The sequence below is a fragment of the Psychrobacter sp. UBA2514 genome, assembly GCF_002341255.1.
Classification (GTDB): Bacteria; Pseudomonadota; Gammaproteobacteria; order Pseudomonadales; family Moraxellaceae; genus Psychrobacter; species Psychrobacter pacificensis.
Window position 1 is genome coordinate 1 of record NZ_DDNS01000008.1, and the last position, 18,014, is coordinate 18,014.

Consider the following 18,014-nt stretch of genomic DNA (forward strand, 5'->3'; position numbering starts at 1 on the left):
CTCCACAGACTTGGTCGTCTTCATATTAATACGTGACTGGCGTAAGTTTCCTTTAAATTCTGAATCTCCCTCATCAGGCGAATTAAATGCCCCTTCTGCTTTGATATAACCCCCGATACTCAATGTTGTATCGCCCGTTGTCACAATATCGATCGCTTGCGCAGATGCGCAGGTTGCTACCATAGCCAATCCTATAGATAGCCTTTTTGTATAAAGCATCATTCCTCTCTTCCCTGTTATATGTTGATATCCTTATCAATGCCAATGGCGATTACGCGCTCTTTACTTCATAACCATGAATGCGTTTTTTATAAATTGCCTCCTACCTATTACCTGCTGTCTCATCAAAGAGTCAGTAACGAATTGATGTTCTATTGGGTGTTATGCTTCTTGGTCGATACTCTCTAATGCTGCAATGGCTTCTTTTTGCGTCTCATCGATTGGCTTTTTTTGTCCGCTCAATTTATCGAGATAGACCAAAACCGACTCACCGATTGCAACGACTTTTTTTAGTGCGGTACTATAATAGGTGTATTCGTGCACCAGACTTGAGTTGCCGATTTTTTTGACCTTGACGCCGATCCACAACGTATCAGGATAAGCAACTGGAGTAAGGTATCGACATGACGAGGCCGCCATCACCGAAAACGTTTTTTCATTAAATAAACCAAGCCGCCTGTTGTAGTAAATACGAGCATTTTGAGAGTATTCGTAATAGACCACATTGTTGACATGACCAAAGGTATCCATATCACCCCATTCCACTTGTTGAGGGTAGATCACCGTAAAGTCGTGTAATGGATGACTGTCATCACTGGTGACAGCTTCTTGTATTTCTGGAAATGTAGGAACCGCTTCCATAGCTTGTCTCTTTTTATTAGGTAGGTTTTGTTATATAGATGATGCGTGTGACTCAGGGTACTCATGACACACACCTCCTCCATCCCTAGCATTTATGCAGATACTAGGGTTTATATACGTCTTTTCTGTTAGTAAACTCGCTGTGATGGTGACAGGTCTATTTGGCTAGATGAGGTTTTCTGAATACATCGAGCGCATGCGTTTTTTATCGAGTTTACCGACGCTGGTTTTTGGCATCTCGGATAAGAACCTCACTTCACTTGGGACGCCATATTTTGGCAAATGACCTCTCTCAACCGCTTGATGACCCAGTGCCAAAATATCTGTCGACGTTGTATCGGCATAGTCTGGTTTTAGCACGACCAATGCAAGAGGGCGCTCGCCCCAGCGCGTATCTGGGACACCAATTACCGCGATATCAGCAACGCTTGGGTGAAAGGATAGAATCGTCTCAACCTCAAGCGAGGACACCCATTCGCCACCAGACTTGATAACGTCTTTTAGTCTATCGGTGATGCTCAGCGTACCATCGGCGCTTATGCAGGCAATGTCTTGCGTATGCATCCAGCCGCCTTTCCATAACGCATTGCCTGCATCGGGATTTTTAAAGTAGCTTTGCGTTAGCCACGGCGCTCGTATCACAAGCTCGCCTGTCGACTCACCATCCATCGGTTGGGGTTGACCATTTTCGTCCCAAATTTCCATCGATACCAGCATGATGGGCGAGCCTGACAGACAGCGATAATTGAGATTGTCCTCTAGGGTCATTGACTCGGTTTTGTCATCGAATACCGCTCGAGACAGCACAGGGCAGGACTCTGACATCCCAAACCCTGACATAAACTCAATACCGCACTCGATAGCGGCTTTAGCTAAGCCCTCATTGAGCTTTGAGCCCCCTAGCAGTAGTTTGAGATTCTCAAACTTACGACCGCGCGCGGCCATTTCTTTGAGGAGCATCTGCAATATGGCGGGGACGCCATGCGATAGCGTGACTTTATGCTGCTCAATCAAATCGACAAGCTTTGGAGCTAGATAGCGCCCCGGATATACTTGGTTTAGCCCTATCATTGTTGCGCCATATGGCCAGCACCACGCATGAACATGGAATAAAGGCGTCATTGGCATATAGACATCGTCGTAGCGCGCGCCTTGACCTTCGGCATTGAGCGCTGATGCCAAAGTGCTTGCCATCGTCTGTAGTACGATCTGGCGATGGGTAAAGAAAACTCCTTTTGGATCGCCTGTCGTCCCACTGGTATAAAAGGTGGTCGCGATGGTGTTTTCATCAAAATCTGGGAAGTCAAACTCGTCACTAGCAGCTGCTAATAGCGCCTCATATTCACCGTCAACATAGTCAGGCAGCTCAGCTTTCTCACTACTTGCATTGTCATCCTCTGCATCGTCTGCCCAGATGACATGCTCAATAGACGGTGCATCGTCACGATAATCTTTGATCATCGGCGCAAATTCAGCATTTAACAGCAGTGCTTTGGGTGCAGCATGGTTGACGGTGTACAGCACTTTATCTTCAGATAAGCGCACATTGACCGTTTGTAAAATCATGCCCGACATCGGCACGGCAAAGTATGCCTCAAGGTAACGATGACTGTCCCAATCCATGACCGCGACCACATCACCTGCCTGCAAACCCATGTTTTTTAAGACATTGGCCAAGCGATTGATACGCTTAAAAAACTCAGCATAAGTATAAGTCACTTTGTCCGCATAGCTAATGGTTTGGTTGGTGGAAGCGATTTTGGCACGGTTGAGTAGCTGCTTAATAATTAACGGAAACCCATACGCTTCTTCGGCCTGATGGTAGTTGTCATGTTGATTGAGTATGGTTGTCATAGTGTCATCCTTGATAATAAACTGTTCTTGATAATCAGTAATGTGGCGCGTGCTTTTAATATCAGACGCGCTCTATCACCATGGCAAGCCCTTGCCCGATGCCAATGCATAGGCTAACCACTGCATATTTGCCGCCCGTACGTTGTAATTCTCGAGCGGTACTCAAAGCGATTCGTGCACCAGATGCGCCCAGCGGATGCCCGACCGCGATGGCGCCGCCATTAGGATTGACGCGCTTATCATCAAAATCAATATCCAACCCTTTTAGACAACCCAGTACCTGTGAGGCAAAAGCTTCATTAATCTCAATGACAGACATGTCATCTAGCGTTAAATTTGCACGCTTTAATGCCAGCTTAATCGCTTCAACAGGACCCACGCCCATGATGTTAGGCTCAACCCCCATCGCACCTGATGATAAGATTTTGGCAATGGGCTTAAAGCCTAGCTTCTCTTCTGCTTGTTTTGAGCCGATGATAAGCGCAGCAGCACCATCATTGATACCGGAGGCATTACCTGCCGTAACTATGCCATTTTCATTTAAAGGTTTAAGCTTTTGTAGCGCTGCAATATCGGAGCTGGCACGAGGATGCTCATCATCGGTAACGACTTTTTCGGGCAACTTTTTACCTTGTGGGACGGTGATAGGCGTTATCTCATCGTCAAAGAATCCTGCTTGCTTGGCAGCTTGATATTTGGATTGCGATGCGGCGGCAAACTTATCGGCTTCCTCGCGCGTGATGCCATATTTATGAGCAACATTGTCACCCGTCTGCGGCATGGTATCGCTACCGAACTGCTCAATAATCTTTGGGTTAGGAAAACGGCTACCGATGGTCGTATCAAATACTTTAAAGTCACGGCTAAACGGCTTTTCTGTCTTGGCAAAGACAAAAGGCGCACGCGTCATCGACTCGACCCCACCCGCCAAAATAATATCCCCTTCATGACACGTAATACTGTGCGCAGCATCGACCACGGTAGACAGACCTGACGCACATAAGCGGTTGACGGTCTGACCCGGCGTGGTGACATCCAATCCTGCTAACAGAGCGGCATTGCGCGCGATATTGCGAGAATCCTCACCCGCTTGGTTGGCACTGCCTAGCAGCACTTCATCAAACACATCGCTCGGCAATTGATGTTTTTCGACCAGCGCTTTTATCACGGTGGCAACCAGATCATCAGGACGCACCGTTGCCAATGCACCGACATAGCGACCAAAAGGGCTTCTTAATCCATCATAAATATAGGCATCTAACATAACGTGTCCTTGTTGTATTTTTTCACTTTGAATAAATAGTTTTATAACGATATTTTGTTGTTTGTGCTAATAAATGGCCTGCTGAGTGAACAATGACACAGCCAGCTTGGCGCGGCGCTGTAACCAAGGGCTTGGGCGATAGCGTGGGTCGCCTGTGAGCGCGTAAATACGCTCTAAAATGAGCAGCACACGCGAGGCACCAAGATGATCGCCCCAAGAGATCGGACCATACGGATACCCCAGCCCAAGCTTGACGGCATTATCGATATCCTCTGGCGTGGCAATTTTTTGCATGGCGATATCACAGCCGAGATTGATTACCATGGCGACCACCCGCTGTGCCACAAAACCTGTACTTTCGGCAATCAGCGTGGCACTACCCGCCTCCTGCGCATCTGCTTCACGACTATCTGAGCCTTTATTACCCGTGCTACTGCCAAATAATGCATAAGCTTGCGCCACGAATCGTTCTTGCGTGACGATGCTTGGCATCAACGTACGATGCTTTGTAAGTTCGGTGAGCATATCAATGGCAACGGCTTGCTTGGGATCAACCTGATAACGAATCGCGGCATTGGTCGTATCTTCGCCATAGATGGCGAGTAGCACCAAACTATCAGGGTGTGGTGTGTCGTTGTCATCGATAGTGACGTCATGAGCATTTAGGTAATCGACCAGCTGCGTCTTATCTTCTGCCAAATCAGCGCCAATCCAAACTGAGCTAATAGTGGCATCAGCTATAAGCGCCGCCGCCTTAGACGATTGATTCTGAGCGCTATCTACAGAAATCTTTTGACCTTTTTCGTATTGATAAAAACCGCCGCCAACTTTACGGCCGAGCTTTTTGCCTACCAGCATTTGACGAGTTAATGGATGCGGGCGATAGCGCGCTTCATGATAAAACTGGTCGTAAATTGACTCCATCACGGGGTGTGACACATCAATGCCCGTCAGATCTAACAGCTCAAACGGCCCCATGCGAAAGCCGGCGCCCTCTCGTAAAATGCGGTCTATTTGCTCAAAACTTGCGACGCCTTCACCCAGTATTTTTAACGCTTCGGTGCCATAGGCTCTGCCACCATGGTTGACGATAAATCCGGGTGTGTCTTTTGCGACCACGCCCAGATGTCCCATCCGCTTGGCCAAATCAGTGAGCGCGTCAATAACTGATTGCTGAGTAGAAAGGCCCGGAATAATTTCTACAATTTTCATCAGTGCTACGGGGTTAAAGAAATGAAACCCTGCCACGCGCTCTGGATATTCACAGTCAGCAGCAATTGCCGTGACTGATAATGAGGAGGTGTTGGTCGCCAAAATAGTATCGGCGGTAACCACACTTTCTAACTGGGCAAAAAGCTGTTTTTTGATGTCTAGATTTTCGATAATGGCTTCAACCACTATCTCAGCGGTCGCGATTTGGCTTAACTCTTGAACGATGGTTAAACGGCTTAACATAGCCTGTAGCTCGTCATCGCTGAATTTGCCTTTAGCGGTGAGCTTTTCGAGCATGGCTTGCAAGGAGTGTCGTCCTTGCTCAGCTGCGCCTGCTTTGGCGTCATATAAAAGGACTTGGATACCAGCTTGGGCAGCAATTTGGGCAATACCCATACCCATAATACCAGTGCCAACAATGGCAAGTGTATTCACGGTCATAATGTTTCTCTACATAGTTTGCGATAAGAGTTGGTCGGCGTGGACAAAAGAGATAAGCGGCATCTGCCCCTTAATAGCCTTGATAGTCGGCTGAGCGCTTTTCCAAAAAAGCTTTGGCGCCTTCTTTTTGGTCATGCGTATCAAACAGAATTTGAAAGGCTTTACGCTCCAGTGCTAACGCGCCTTCTAAAGGCATATCAGCACCCAGCGTTGCCACCTCCTTGATTTGCGCTAAGGCAATAGGAGAGTACTTTGATAGCTGCTCGGCAATCTCGATGGCACGCATAATGGCAGCCTCATCGTCGACGACTTCAGAGACCAGCCCCATTGTGTCCGCCTCATCAGCACTGATCATATCGCCCGTCAGTACCATCTTCATGGCTTTGTGTTTGCCAATGGCACGAAACAAACGCTGCGTGCCTCCTGCTCCTGGCATGAGTCCTATTTTGATCTCGGGCTGCCCAAATTTGGCAGATTTGCCAGCGATGATGATGTCAGCATGCATGGCCAGCTCACAGCCACCGCCAAGTGCGTAACCATTGACAGCCGCGATGATGGGCTTGCGGCAATGAGTGATGGCATCCCAATAGCGCTCGCTACGACGCAAATACATATCTGCTGTGCCAGTCGTCAAAAAATCATTGATGTCGGCACCAGCGGCAAACACCTTATCACCACCCGTCAGCACGATCGCCTTGGTGTGTGGATCATCATTTAACTGAATGAACAAATCTGCCATTTGTTGGCGTAGCTCACTGTTTAGTGCATTGCGCACTTTGGGTCGATTGAGCGTGATGACACTCACGCCCTCTTTTGGTTTTTCACAAATAATGAGTTGCTCTTCCATGATCCACTCCTTAAACCTCATTCCGATATAAAGTACAAATACATAATAAAGTACAAAAACATATTAAAACGATTATTTTGAAATAAAAATATCGCTATGCGGTATTTAATATCAATATATACTGTTTATTTTGGTTTGTGAAGGGCAAAAATTGGTTAAATGAGAAAAATTATAGAGAATAATTATCATATTTATAATAAAAATACCGCAATGCGGTTTTTTAAACCAAAACTATTGTAATTTACTTATTCATCGATTATGCTAATCATCCAAGGACGTCACATGACTAACATCGTCAAAAAGCCGTTATGACTATCAGGTTAAAAACCATTATGACTATCAGTCATCAATCAAACAGGCATTTATCCAACAAGGAAGACTCATATGATTAGAGATAAAGAAACCCTCGACCATATCACTCATACCATCCGCAACTTCGTTAATGACCAACTCGTTCCTCTGGAGCACTGGGTGGCAGAAAACGATCGCCTACCAGAAGAGATCATCGAGCAGATGCGCGAGCTTGGGCTATTTGGGCTGACCATTCCTGAAGAGTACGGTGGTCTTGGTGTCACGATGGAAGAAGAAGTGACCTTGGCATTTGAGCTGGGACGTACCTCCCCCGCGTTTCGCTCACTGATTGGCACCAATAACGGTATTGGCTCCTCTGGTCTTGTGATTGATGGGACAGAAGCGCAAAAGCAGAAGTATCTGCCTCGCCTCGCCAGTGGGGAGATCATTGGTTCATTTTGCTTGACCGAGCCTGACTCAGGCTCAGATGCGGCCTCACTAAAGACAACCGCTGTTAGAGATGGTGATACTTATATCATCAACGGTACCAAGCGCTATATCACCAACGCCCCGCAAGCGGGTATATTCACTGTCATGGCACGTACTGACCCACAAAACAAACGCGCTGGCGGCATTTCGGCATTTATTGTGGAGAGTGACACACCGGGTATTACTTTGGGCAAAATTGACAAAAAAATGGGCCAAAAAGGCGCGCATACCTGCGATGTCATCTTTGACAACTGTGTCGTACCAGCCGATGCGCTCATTGGCGGTGTCGAGGGTGTTGGGTTCAAAACGGCGATGAAAGTTCTTGATAAAGGGCGCTTGCACATTGCAGCCGCCAGTACTGGCGCCGCCACTCGCATGCTAAATGATGCATTACATTATGCCGTCGAGCGTAAGCAATTTGGGCAGCCTATTGCCAGTTTTCAGCTCATTCAAGGCATGCTCGCTGACTCAAAAGCAGAGATTTATGCCGCCAAATCCATGGTACTAGATGCGGCGCGTCTACGTGATGAAGGCAAAGATGTCGTGACCGAATCCTCATGCGCCAAAATGTTTGCCACCGAGATGTGTGGCCGCGTGGCGGATAGAGCCGTACAGATCCATGGCGGCGCAGGCTATATCGCAGATTATGGTATTGAGCGTTTTTATCGTGATGTGCGTCTCTATCGTCTGTATGAAGGTACGACCCAAATTCAGCAAGTTATCATTGCCCGCAACATGATCAAAGAAGCCAGCGAGTAATATATCTCGCAGGCGTACTCACCAAAACACAAGGCGGTATTTGCTAGGATGCTGATGCCGTTCCCTTCTTTTTATAACTCAGACTTTGATTCTCACAACGATAAGGATATACATTGTGAAAAGTGTCGCTATAACGTCAGACCCAAGCGCAAGCGCGGTCCAAAAACAGCCTTGGAAGCTGGCCTTTGTTTTTTGTTTTTTGGTATTGCTATGTGATGGCGCTGACATCGGTATTCTTGCTTTTACCCTCTCTAGTCTCAAGCAAGAATTTGGATTGACCAATGTACAAGCTGGCGCGCTGGGCAGCTGGTCATTGTTTGGCATGGCTATTGGCGGGGTTTTTGGCGGCTGGGCCTGTGACCGCTTTGGACGGGTACGCGTGATCGTTCTGGCGACTGGGATGTTTTCTATCCTATCTGGTTTTAGTGGGCTTGTGCAGAGCTATGAGCAGTTTGTGGCACTACGATTTATTGCTTGCTTAGGGCTTGGCAGCTTATATATCGCCACCAACACGTTGATGTCTGAGATGGTGCCGACGAAGCATCGAACCACGGTACTTGCCGCACTCATGACAGGGTTTACGCTCGGATCTTTGGTGATTACCAGCGTTTCAGCATGGATCATCCCTAGCTATGGCTGGCGCACTTTATATCTATTGACGTTTTTGCCACTGCTGCTAGCCATCTCCATGTACTTCTTAGTACCTGAGCCACAATCCTGGAAAGAGGCGCGTGCGCGCAAATTAAGCGGCGAAAAAGATACAACCAAAAAAGCGGAAAACCCTTACAAGGCTATCTTTGAAAACCCCAAGCATCGCATTATGTTTATATTGTGGTCGATGAGCTCAGGGTTGTTACTGTTTGGCTATTTTGGGGTAAGCAACTGGTTGCCGTCTTATTTAGAGACCGAGCTTGGAATTAAGTTTAAAGAGATGGCGCTATATATGGCGGGCACTTACTTGACCATGATGTTTGCCAAAGTAGTGGCAGGATTTATGGCGGATAAAATCGGCCGCAAGATCGTCTTTGCCTTTGGTACCATGGGTACTGCACTGTTTATCCCTATTTTGGTATACACGCACACCCCAGAGAATATTGGCTGGTTAATGATTACCTTTGGTTTTTTATATGGGATTCCTTATGCCATCAATGCCACCTATCTGACCGAGAGCTTCCCAACAGCTATTCGAGGGACAGCCATTGGCGGTGCCTTTAATATCGGACGACTTGGTTCTGTGATTGCCCCTGTTGCTATTGGCTATATGGCCATGCATAACTCCATCGGTGCAGGTCTGCTGCTGATGGCAGGTGCTTACTTCTTATGTGGTCTGATCCCAACTTTGTTTATCAAAGAAAAGCAGTATGATCCACAAGAGGCCTCATAAAATCTTTTATAATGCCGTTGACTCCCTATATTACGACCGTTCATACCGCATAGCGAAACAATCTCCCCATATCATGCTATGCTGAGAATATAAATGTACGGTAATATAGTATAATGAACAAGATAAACTACCTTTGGTATGTGACTGTGAGTCAGTGATAAAGCCTATAATGAGTATTTGCTAAATACTTGTTCTATAGAGCAATACTGGCTCACAGTGGCGCTAGGTAGTGATAATTTTACTATGCTTGTATGGACTGAATTGGGGATAATAGACCGCCTATGACGAACGACACCCTTGCCAATGACGACCCTAATAATGAGATGCATATGGAGCTGTTAGAACCCATTGCAGAGATGCAGGGCAAAAACGACAGACAGTTTGTCACCGCGTTGGCTCGTGGTCTTGAGCTACTGCGCTGTTTTACCCCGAAGCGACCTTATCTGGGCAATCAAGAGCTGAGTCAACTGACAGGGATTCCTAAGGGTACCATCACTCGCCTCACCTATACCCTGGTCAAATTAGGCTATCTCAAACAGTCTACTACGAGCAGTAAGTATCAGCTCTCAACCGGCGTGCTTGGGTTTGGCTATACCATGATGACCAACATCTCCATCAACAATCTCGCGACCCCTTATATGGAAGAGCTGGCGGATTATGCCAATAGTGCGGTGGCTATGGCGACGCGTGATCGGTTGATGATGGTCTATCTCAATGTGGTACAGGGCGCTGGTAGTACGACCATGCAGCGCAATATCGGCTCATATCTCCCCATTCATTTAAGCTCAATGGGACGCGCTTGCCTCGCCAGCATGCCGCCTGCTGAACAAGAATTTATCCTAAATGCGATTCGCAATAAGTACAAGGATGATTGGCTAAAGATCAGACGAGGGCTGGACAAAGCCTTTCAAGATTATGAAGATTACGGCTATTGTTTTTCTATCAGTGAATGGCAAAAGGATGTCAATGCGGTCGCCATTGCGCTGATGCACCCGACGGAAGGGTTGCTCACGTTTAACTGCGGCGCGCCAAGTTTTATCCTGAGTCGCACCAAGCTAGAAGAAGACATCGCCCCTCGCCTGCTGCATATGAAAAACATGATTGAGAGTAATCTATATATCAGCTAGCCTCACTTAAATGTACCCTATAAAAAAACCATTCATCCCCATCATGTATTCAAGCGCTAATTATATAAACCATTTATATCGATTTTTCCTGTTATTTTCCATGCCTTTAAGCGAGGCGCGTTTTTTTAAGGATTTATTATGAGCCAGCTTTTTTCGCCTTTACAACTTGGGCAACTCACCCTAGATAACCGTATTATCATCGCCCCCATGTGCCAGTACTCTGCCAATGACGGCGCGGCAAGCGATTGGCATACGATTCATATCGGTCAGATGAGTTTGAGCGGTGCAGGGCTACTTATTTTAGAAGCGACGGCGGTCAACCCGCAAGGACGCATCAGCTATGCTGATTTGGGATTATGGGATGACAGGACGCAAGCGGCACTGGATAAAACGCTCACTGCTGTCAGACAGTACAGCCCAATGCCGATAGGCATCCAGTTGGCCCATGCTGGGCGTAAAGCGTCAACCAAAAAACCATGGGACGGCGACGGCTCGATTGCCCCTGATGAGGTAAATGGCTGGCAAACGGTGGCACCATCAGCGCTTGCGTATGACGAAAACTCTACTGTACCCACAGCCATGGATCAAAATGACATTGATACATTCATCAGTGATTTTGTGAATGCAGCAAAACGCGCAGATACGCTGGGGCTTGACTTAATTGAGCTGCATGGTGCGCACGGCTATCTATTGCATCAGTTTTTATCGCCGCTTTCTAACAAGCGTGATGATCAATACGGCGGCAGTCTTGAAAACAGAATGCGCTTGTTACTTGACGTGTTTACAGCGGTTCGGGCTGAGTTTTCAAGTGACAAGCCAGTGGGCGTGCGGGTTTCTGCAACCGATTGGGTCGAAGGCGGCTGGGACCTTACCCAAACGATTGAGCTGGCTAAAGCCTTAGAAGCATTAGGCTGTGATTATATCCATGTGAGCACCGCAGGACTGAGCCCAGAGCAGCAAATCCCTGTAAAGGCGAGCTATCAAGTGCCTTTTGCCGCAGCCGTAAAAGAAGCGGTCAATATACCCGTCATTGCCGTGGGCCTAATCACCGAGGCCGAGCAGGCAGAAAGCATCATCACCGAGCAGCAAGCGGACGCGGTTGCCTTGGCACGCGGTATCCTCTATGACCCGCACTGGCCGTGGCACGCGGCGGCCGAGCTTGGCGCAACCGTCAAAGCGCCCAAACAGTACCTACGCTCAAGCCCGCACGGTAAGCCGTCTCCGATAGAATAAGTGTAATCGAACTACGAACATAGACTGAAGATAACATTACTTGCTTCAGTCTATGCATTCACTCACTTTAATTCAAACTAAAGTAGTTAAGGTGTCATGCCATCAGAAGGCAAAGACCTAACGCCTGAATTACGGCGTATACAAGAGCTTGAAAAACAGGTGAGGTTCTTTAGAAGCTTTAAGACAGAGTGGATGCCAAAAAACGGCTATGACAATATTGATGAGGCTCGGCAGGCAGTAAATGATTATATTTGGGGCTATTATCAAAGTGTAAGACCACACAGCTTTAATGAGTATTTAACACCGAGCGAGAAAAAGAGACTTTATTTCAACAAAAACCTCTTAAGTACTGTCTAAAAATATTTGACCACTACAAGTATACAATGTGTATTCTCCTACGTTCTTTCAAATCTATACTTTACCTACCACTCACCACTCATGTGATCATATAAATAACTTCAAATACCAGATATTAACAAGGAAAAATCACCACCTCATCGCCTTCTTGCCATGGTTCAAACTTAGTCATGACTTGCAAAAATAACGGATGCGCAAGCCAATCTTGTAACCACTGCTGCAATTTAGGGTATGGCAAACCATAAAACACCTCACGATCAACATGCGCAAATTGACGAACAAACGGCATGATACCAATATCCGCTGTGGTCACACTGTCTCCTAATAGATAGACATTTTTTGTCAATAGCGTCTCCAATACCTGCAAAAACACCTCGCCCCGCTGTCGATACTCGCTCTGCGTCATCTCAGGATACCGATCTGCATATTTGTATCGATCTAGCCAATATTTAAACTCATTGTCATTTTGTACAATCAAGGCATTTGCTTGCGGTAATGTATTTTTATCAAGTAAGCCGTGTGGGTCATTCTGCGCAAGTGCCCACATCATAATCTCGTCACTTTCTTCAATGACGGTCCCATCCGCCAACTGTAAAACGGGTACTGTCCCTTTTGGGCTAATCGCTAGCATTTGCTCGGGTTTATTCTTCAGCGTAACCTCCCACAGCGCTACAGACTGCTCGGCAAATAAAAGACCGAGACGGGCACGCATGGCGTAGGGACAGCGGCGAAAAGAATACAATCGATGGCGCGGTAAAGTCATAGTTGTCTTCCACAATTGAATAAAAACCAAATAGCATATCAATAAGAACCAGTAGGCTCAAACACACTGATATGGATTTTATTAGGGAGTAGGTAAATATTATTAGGCGCGATGAGATCACACCGATTTCACTCTCGATGTTGATGGCGTTTGCAGCACCTAAATTCTTGTTTGACTGATAAATAAACACCAAAAAACTCAAAATATAATCACAGTCAAAGTTATTATAATGGCAACTTATTGTTGGCTAAAAACCGCTGACACCTATTGTAAATATCATTTTTTTGAATTTATACTGGACTATTTTCTATAGTATAAGGACTGATACATGCAGTTTTTGAGGATGATAAGTCAGCAGTTGAGTCGGTTTACGGCTTTAGGGCGAATCATGTCCGTAATTACTGCACATGAATGGAGGTTAAATACTGGGCTAAATACTCGTTTCTAACTATATCGACTGCTAACTAACTATATCGCCTGTTAAAGACGATACTATCTTAAGGTTCAGTTAAGGTTGCTCCTTTATGATGCTTTCATGATGTTAATCGTGCTAAAAGCTTTTAACCATTTGGAGACAGCTGATGTCATTATCTATTGATAGCACTCATACCTTACAGAATGTTCTAAATACGACCTTTTATATTGAAGCGGTTAAGCCAATGTCAATATTGGAAGTGCAAGGCATACCCTCCTCCCTCTATATTCGTGCCAGTACACAAATGCCAATAGCGACATCGCCTGCTTCCTATGCCCAAAACCAAGATGCCCAGGCATTTATCAAACGCATATATGCGTATATCCATCACGCCCGATTAAGCTACTTTATGCCCATTTTGTTTTCAGGTTTTGCCGATATGTCATCCTATGGCGATTGGTTATCCACTGATGATAATGCGTTACCTGCATTTAAAGGGACGAGCGTTGCTATCGGTCTAAAGCCTATCTGTGAAGATAAGATATTTTTAGAGCAGTATCTGAACACGCCGATACAACATGAGATCAGCAGAGTGGCAGGCGAGCCAGTCAGTCGCCAGCGCATTTTTGAGATTGGCAATTTGGCATCAGGTTGTGCGGGTAGCGCGCGGCTTATGATAGCATTTTTGGTGTTTTATTTATCCACCCCCACCCTGAATTCTACGACTCATGAATACCAAACCAAAGCAGACTGGGTCGTGTGTACTGGCACCGATGCGGTACGGCATATATTGGCACATATGGGCATTCGCAGTCATGTCATTGCCAAGGCCACGGCAGAAGCGCTAGAAGACCCTGAGCAAGTATCCTCATGGGGCCATTACTATCAGCACAATCCCTTGGTCGTCGCTATCAATGTGGCCGATGCTAAGCGGATATGCGCCCCACATTATCGCTATACCGAAACGTTAGAGATGAATGCTACCACGCGTTTGACGCTAAATAAGATAGCCGTTTAATACGCATGCATTAACAACCAATAACACTGCACCACCACAAGACAGTGAGAATAACATGACCCCCATTTATACCGTGATATGTCAGCATGCCCGCCAAACTCCCAAGCAGGTAGCGATACAAACGATAGCTAACCATAATACGACCAGCCTAACTTATGGTCAGCTGCAACGTACATTATCAGCGCTTCATCAAACATTAGAAACATGGCAAGGCAAGCGTGTCGCCTTATATGCGCATAACGATATAGATTGGATCATACTCGATTTGGCATTGAGTACCGTCGGCGCGGTTGTTGTGCCCATCCCCTTATTTTTTAGTGCCGCGCAAATTGCGCACTTACTACAAGATGCGCAGATAGAGATGGTATACGTTGGCGCTGGTTTACAACTGCCAACCATAGACAATACGGATAATTGGATAATTGCTGATACACCAGAGACAAAAACCATCAAGTCTGAGCAGGCGACTCATATCACAGGTGGTTTTTATCAACTTGCTGGCACCATCACTGACCATACCTTCACCGCTCAAAATTCCTCTACTGCCAGCGATTTTTGCAAAGTGACTTACACCTCAGGCAGTACGGGCATGCCAAAAGGCGTGTGTTTGGGTCAAGAGACATTGATGCGTATTGTCGAGTCGTTATCGGGTGCGCTCGCTGATACCTTGACAGATGATGCTACTCACGCGCCAAAAGTGAGCAATGCCACAAGCAATTTTAGTCATTTAAGCGTGTTGCCTTTTGCCACTTTATTAGAAAACGTGGCAGGCGTCTACGTGAGTCTATATATGGGGCGCACCTTAGTGACGGGGCGTATTGATCAATTTGGTTTGTTATCCAATCAAGCATTTGATGCCAAGCGCTTGATGACAACGGTACAAACATACGACATCGCCAGCGTTATTTTATTACCGCAACTGCTAAAAGCCATTTGCGAGCACATGGCAGACAAAGGAGCAACCAAATCCAGCGCCAATGCTGCTGTGCCATCATTAAAGTTTATGGCAGTCGGCGGCGGCAAAGTCTCCCCTCAATTACTACAAGACGCCAGTGCCTTAAGCTTGCCTGTTTATGAAGGCTATGGCCTATCTGAATGCGGCTCGGTAGTCAGTCTCAATACGCCAAAAGCGAAGCGCGAAGGCAGTGTGGGCAAACCTATGCCTCACGCCTCGGTCAGCATCGCAGATAGTGGCGAAGTAATGGTTAAGGGCAATGCGATGCAAGGCTACTTAAACCATGACAATAGTAAGGATGACAATGGCATCATTGCCACAGGGGATATCGGTCATTTAGATGACGACGGCTATTTATACATCACGGGTCGACGCAAAAACGTGCTCATCAGTAGTTTTGGCCGTAATATCTCGCCTGAATGGGTAGAAGCGCAGCTCTCAACGCAGCCCATTATTTATCAGGTCGCGGTACTCGGAGATAATGAGCCGCATTTGTCTGCGGTGATAGTCGCCAACCCCAACATGGTCGCAACGAGCAATGATCCACAATCTGCGATTGCGCAAGCGATAGATGTCGTTAACCAAACCTTGCCTGACTATGCGCGTATCCGACAGTGGCATCTCGCCGAGCACCCTTTTAGTACGGAAAATGAATTATTGACTGATAACGGTAAGCTACGACGCGCGCACATTTTTACCGCTTATCAATCGGTACTCGGCTTATAACGGACGCTTTTACCAGCAGTACAACAATAGGACCATATTATGCAAACCACTCTTATGCCAAATGATTTGATAGAAAACGACCTGATACAAAGCAACTTGATACAAAGCAACTTGATACAAAGCAACTTGATAAAAAGCGACGTTATCGAACTTGACACTTTTGAGGCACCAACCTCCCACGTGTCTGCTAGCGTATCCTTGCCTAAAACCGCTGATATTTTAATGGAGTTGCAAACCCATGGTTGGACGTTACTTCGAGGCTATCACTACGATGTAGAGACGTTTAGCCAGTTGATGAGTCAACTTTGTCAAACCTTGACCTACGATCCCGCCCGCCAAAACATCACTTCTGAAGCGCAAAAAGTGGATGCAGGCACGCATGCCATTGGACTACATATCGAAAATGGCAATACGCCGATGCCGCCTGACGTCATTGCTTTTTTTAGTGAATTGAGCGCCAAAAAAGGCTCACAAACAACGATATGTGATGGGCATGCAGTGTATCAAGCGCTATCACCTGAGCTAAAAGCCACCTTTAGTCAGCCGATGCGTATCAGTCGCTATTTGCCTCAGGCCATTTGGCAAAATTATGTGGCGACTGCGACCGGCAGAGCAAACGCCGATCAAATAAGCTTGGATGATTTAGAGACATTTGTCACGGCGACGACGAGCAAGACGTTAACGCATCACGTAGAACCTCAGACAGACGGCGGCGTTCGGTACGTATTACAGATACCTGCAATTCGAGAAGATAACGTAAGCGGTCAACTGGCCTTTGCCAATACTTTACTTGGGCCCTCATTTAACTATGAAAAACCTGAGTTCACCCTAGCAAACGGTCAACCCGTCGATGATGCGCTCCTAGATGAGCTGACTCAGCTTTGTGAAAAATACACTCAAGACATTGCGTGGCAAAATGGCGATGTGGTGATACTCGACAACAAACGCATCATGCATGGTCGTCGACAAATTGACGTGCCTTTAACAGAGCGTAAGCTGTATATTGCGATGGGGCTTGGCATTAGGCATGGCATGAATCACTCAAACGATGAGCAACAGCACATCTCACCACAATCCGCGCTTCAATAGTCCGTGCTCTAACAATCAATGTTCAACAAGGATGCAATATCATGACATCAGCTAATGGCCAATCAGACCTAGTACAAGCTATGCTCAATTACACCATGCTAATCGGTGCCACGGGTGGTATCGGGCAGGAGATCGCACGGCAATTATGTGCCAATAATCAGCCTGTCATTTTGGTCGGACGTAACAACCAGACCTTGACTCATTTGGTAGATGAGTTGACCAAAGACTATCCTGATATCCCACTTGTGTCTCATACGTGTGATTTAAGCTCGCAGACATCGCAATCGCTACTGGTAGAGGGACTGGGTGAAATGACACAAGGCCATAGAAACGTCATTGATACGGTCATACTCAACGCAGGTATCAATGATTTTGCTTTGCTCACGGATCAAAATGATGACACGATTGAACAGATGATGCTCGTCAATGTGGCGTATCCACTACAGCTTATAAAAAGACTGCTACCTATCTTGATAGCGCAGCCTAGCCCGAGCCAAATTATCAGCGTTGGCTCAACCTTTGGCAGTATTGGCTACCCAGGTTTTAGTGCTTATGGCGCGAGCAAGTTTGCCTTACGCGGTGCAAGTGAAGCGTTAGGCCGCGAGTATGCCGACACCTCAGTGAGGTTTCGCTATTTTGCGCCCAGAGCCACCAAGACCACCATGAATAACGATGCCGTCGTCGCTATGAATGAGGCATTGAAAGTAAAAATGGACTCGCCTGAGACCGTCGCAAAAGCACTGATTCACTTTATATCAACCAAACAAGCGCATCAGCATTTGGGGTTTCCTGAGCGTTTTTTTGCATGGCTCAATCGATTGTTTCCCAATATCGTTGGCAACGCCATTGTCAAAGACCTACCCACCATCAAACAGTATGCTAGAAAATCATGATAATCACTTAGGCAATCGTGGAGTGAGTGAGTTTGC

Annotated in this window: 14 protein-coding genes and 2 pseudogenes; 9 read left to right on the forward strand and 7 right to left on the reverse strand. The window is 46.6% G+C overall.

Annotation, left to right across the window (positions count from 1 at the left end; all coding sequences use genetic code 11):
* The 6 genes and pseudogenes from B3V51_RS02420 to B3V51_RS02445 form a co-directional block, all read right to left on the reverse strand.
* Positions 1-183 (reverse strand): annotated as a pseudogene (locus B3V51_RS02420) (hypothetical protein); the annotation flags it as partial.
* Between the two features lie 198 nt (positions 184-381).
* Entirely contained in the window at positions 382-861 is a 480-nt protein-coding gene (locus tag B3V51_RS02425) for an acyl-CoA thioesterase (protein ID WP_071001519.1), read from the reverse strand.
* Positions 862-1,026: 165 nt separating this feature from the next.
* The gene (locus B3V51_RS02430) at positions 1,027-2,715 is read right to left on the reverse strand and encodes a fatty acid--CoA ligase (protein ID WP_212563564.1); all 1,689 of its coding nucleotides are present in this window, start codon (positions 2,713-2,715) and stop codon (positions 1,027-1,029) included.
* 61 nt (positions 2,716-2,776) lie between these two features.
* Positions 2,777-3,979, reverse strand: a complete 1,203-nt coding sequence (locus tag B3V51_RS02435; RefSeq protein WP_212563565.1) for a 3-oxoadipyl-CoA thiolase — start codon at positions 3,977-3,979, stop codon at positions 2,777-2,779.
* A 66-nt stretch (positions 3,980-4,045) separates the two neighbouring features.
* Complete coding sequence (locus B3V51_RS02440) at positions 4,046-5,632, reverse strand: 3-hydroxyacyl-CoA dehydrogenase (RefSeq protein ID WP_240364954.1); 1,587 nt, start codon at positions 5,630-5,632, stop codon at positions 4,046-4,048.
* 70 nt (positions 5,633-5,702) lie between these two features.
* Positions 5,703-6,479, reverse strand: a complete 777-nt coding sequence (locus tag B3V51_RS02445) for an enoyl-CoA hydratase (protein WP_093069220.1) — start codon at positions 6,477-6,479, stop codon at positions 5,703-5,705.
* A 384-nt stretch (positions 6,480-6,863) separates the two neighbouring features.
* Here B3V51_RS02445 and B3V51_RS02450 point away from each other — a divergent pair, with 384 nt between their 5' ends.
* The 5 genes and pseudogenes from B3V51_RS02450 to B3V51_RS02470 form a co-directional block, all read left to right on the forward strand.
* Positions 6,864-8,018: an acyl-CoA dehydrogenase family protein gene (locus B3V51_RS02450; RefSeq protein WP_058025401.1), complete on the forward strand. Its 1,155-nt coding sequence runs from the start codon at positions 6,864-6,866 to the stop codon at positions 8,016-8,018.
* 115 nt (positions 8,019-8,133) lie between these two features.
* Positions 8,134-9,402: an MFS transporter gene (locus tag B3V51_RS02455; RefSeq protein WP_071001514.1), complete on the forward strand. Its 1,269-nt coding sequence runs from the start codon at positions 8,134-8,136 to the stop codon at positions 9,400-9,402.
* Positions 9,403-9,683: 281 nt separating this feature from the next.
* The gene (locus tag B3V51_RS02460; RefSeq protein WP_071001513.1) at positions 9,684-10,529 is read left to right on the forward strand and encodes an IclR family transcriptional regulator; all 846 of its coding nucleotides are present in this window, start codon (positions 9,684-9,686) and stop codon (positions 10,527-10,529) included.
* A 138-nt stretch (positions 10,530-10,667) separates the two neighbouring features.
* Positions 10,668-11,762: an NADH:flavin oxidoreductase/NADH oxidase gene (locus B3V51_RS02465; protein ID WP_093069215.1), complete on the forward strand. Its 1,095-nt coding sequence runs from the start codon at positions 10,668-10,670 to the stop codon at positions 11,760-11,762.
* Between the two features lie 162 nt (positions 11,763-11,924).
* Positions 11,925-12,119, forward strand: a pseudogene (locus B3V51_RS02470) (integrase core domain-containing protein); the annotation flags it as partial.
* A gap of 115 nt (positions 12,120-12,234) precedes the next feature.
* Here the strand turns inward: B3V51_RS02470 and B3V51_RS02475 are convergent.
* Positions 12,235-12,882: a glutathione S-transferase gene (locus tag B3V51_RS02475; RefSeq protein ID WP_201606695.1), complete on the reverse strand. Its 648-nt coding sequence runs from the start codon at positions 12,880-12,882 to the stop codon at positions 12,235-12,237.
* A 581-nt stretch (positions 12,883-13,463) separates the two neighbouring features.
* Here B3V51_RS02475 and B3V51_RS02480 point away from each other — a divergent pair.
* From B3V51_RS02480 to B3V51_RS02495, 4 genes are read left to right on the forward strand one after another with little or no spacing between them, the layout of a single operon-like run.
* Entirely contained in the window at positions 13,464-14,315 is an 852-nt protein-coding gene (locus B3V51_RS02480; protein ID WP_083328807.1) for a thermostable hemolysin, read from the forward strand.
* A gap of 55 nt (positions 14,316-14,370) precedes the next feature.
* A complete protein-coding gene (locus tag B3V51_RS02485) occupies positions 14,371-15,996 on the forward strand; it encodes an AMP-binding protein (RefSeq protein ID WP_286707908.1) in 1,626 nt (541 codons plus the stop codon).
* 39 nt (positions 15,997-16,035) lie between these two features.
* Positions 16,036-17,085 (forward strand): TauD/TfdA family dioxygenase, encoded by a 1,050-nt coding sequence (locus B3V51_RS02490; protein ID WP_286707909.1) that lies wholly within the window; start codon positions 16,036-16,038, stop codon positions 17,083-17,085.
* A 41-nt stretch (positions 17,086-17,126) separates the two neighbouring features.
* Positions 17,127-17,978 carry an SDR family oxidoreductase gene (locus B3V51_RS02495; protein WP_286707910.1) on the forward strand — a complete coding sequence of 284 codons (852 nt, stop codon included), beginning with the start codon at positions 17,127-17,129 and terminating at the stop codon, positions 17,976-17,978.
* Positions 17,979-18,014 lie beyond the last annotated feature (36 nt).

Excerpts from the sequence above, each read along its gene's own strand:
- B3V51_RS02435 (WP_212563565.1), bottom strand. The coding sequence starts at position 3,979 with ATGTTAGATGCCTATATTTATGATGGATTAAGAAGCCCTTTTGGTCGC.
- B3V51_RS02465 (WP_093069215.1), top strand. The coding sequence starts at position 10,668 with ATGAGCCAGCTTTTTTCGCCTTTACAACTTGGGCAACTCACCCTAGAT.
- B3V51_RS02450 (WP_058025401.1), top strand. The coding sequence starts at position 6,864 with ATGATTAGAGATAAAGAAACCCTCGACCATATCACTCATACCATCCGC.
- B3V51_RS02480 (WP_083328807.1), top strand. The coding sequence starts at position 13,464 with ATGTCATTATCTATTGATAGCACTCATACCTTACAGAATGTTCTAAAT.
- B3V51_RS02490 (WP_286707909.1), top strand. The coding sequence starts at position 16,036 with ATGCAAACCACTCTTATGCCAAATGATTTGATAGAAAACGACCTGATA.
- B3V51_RS02425 (WP_071001519.1), bottom strand. The coding sequence starts at position 861 with ATGGAAGCGGTTCCTACATTTCCAGAAATACAAGAAGCTGTCACCAGT.
- B3V51_RS02430 (WP_212563564.1), bottom strand. The coding sequence starts at position 2,715 with ATGACAACCATACTCAATCAACATGACAACTACCATCAGGCCGAAGAA.
- B3V51_RS02445 (WP_093069220.1), bottom strand. The coding sequence starts at position 6,479 with ATGGAAGAGCAACTCATTATTTGTGAAAAACCAAAAGAGGGCGTGAGT.
- B3V51_RS02460 (WP_071001513.1), top strand. The coding sequence starts at position 9,684 with ATGACGAACGACACCCTTGCCAATGACGACCCTAATAATGAGATGCAT.
- B3V51_RS02475 (WP_201606695.1), bottom strand. The coding sequence starts at position 12,882 with ATGACTTTACCGCGCCATCGATTGTATTCTTTTCGCCGCTGTCCCTAC.
- B3V51_RS02495 (WP_286707910.1), top strand. The coding sequence starts at position 17,127 with ATGACATCAGCTAATGGCCAATCAGACCTAGTACAAGCTATGCTCAAT.
- B3V51_RS02485 (WP_286707908.1), top strand. The coding sequence starts at position 14,371 with ATGACCCCCATTTATACCGTGATATGTCAGCATGCCCGCCAAACTCCC.
- B3V51_RS02440 (WP_240364954.1), bottom strand. The coding sequence starts at position 5,632 with ATGACCGTGAATACACTTGCCATTGTTGGCACTGGTATTATGGGTATG.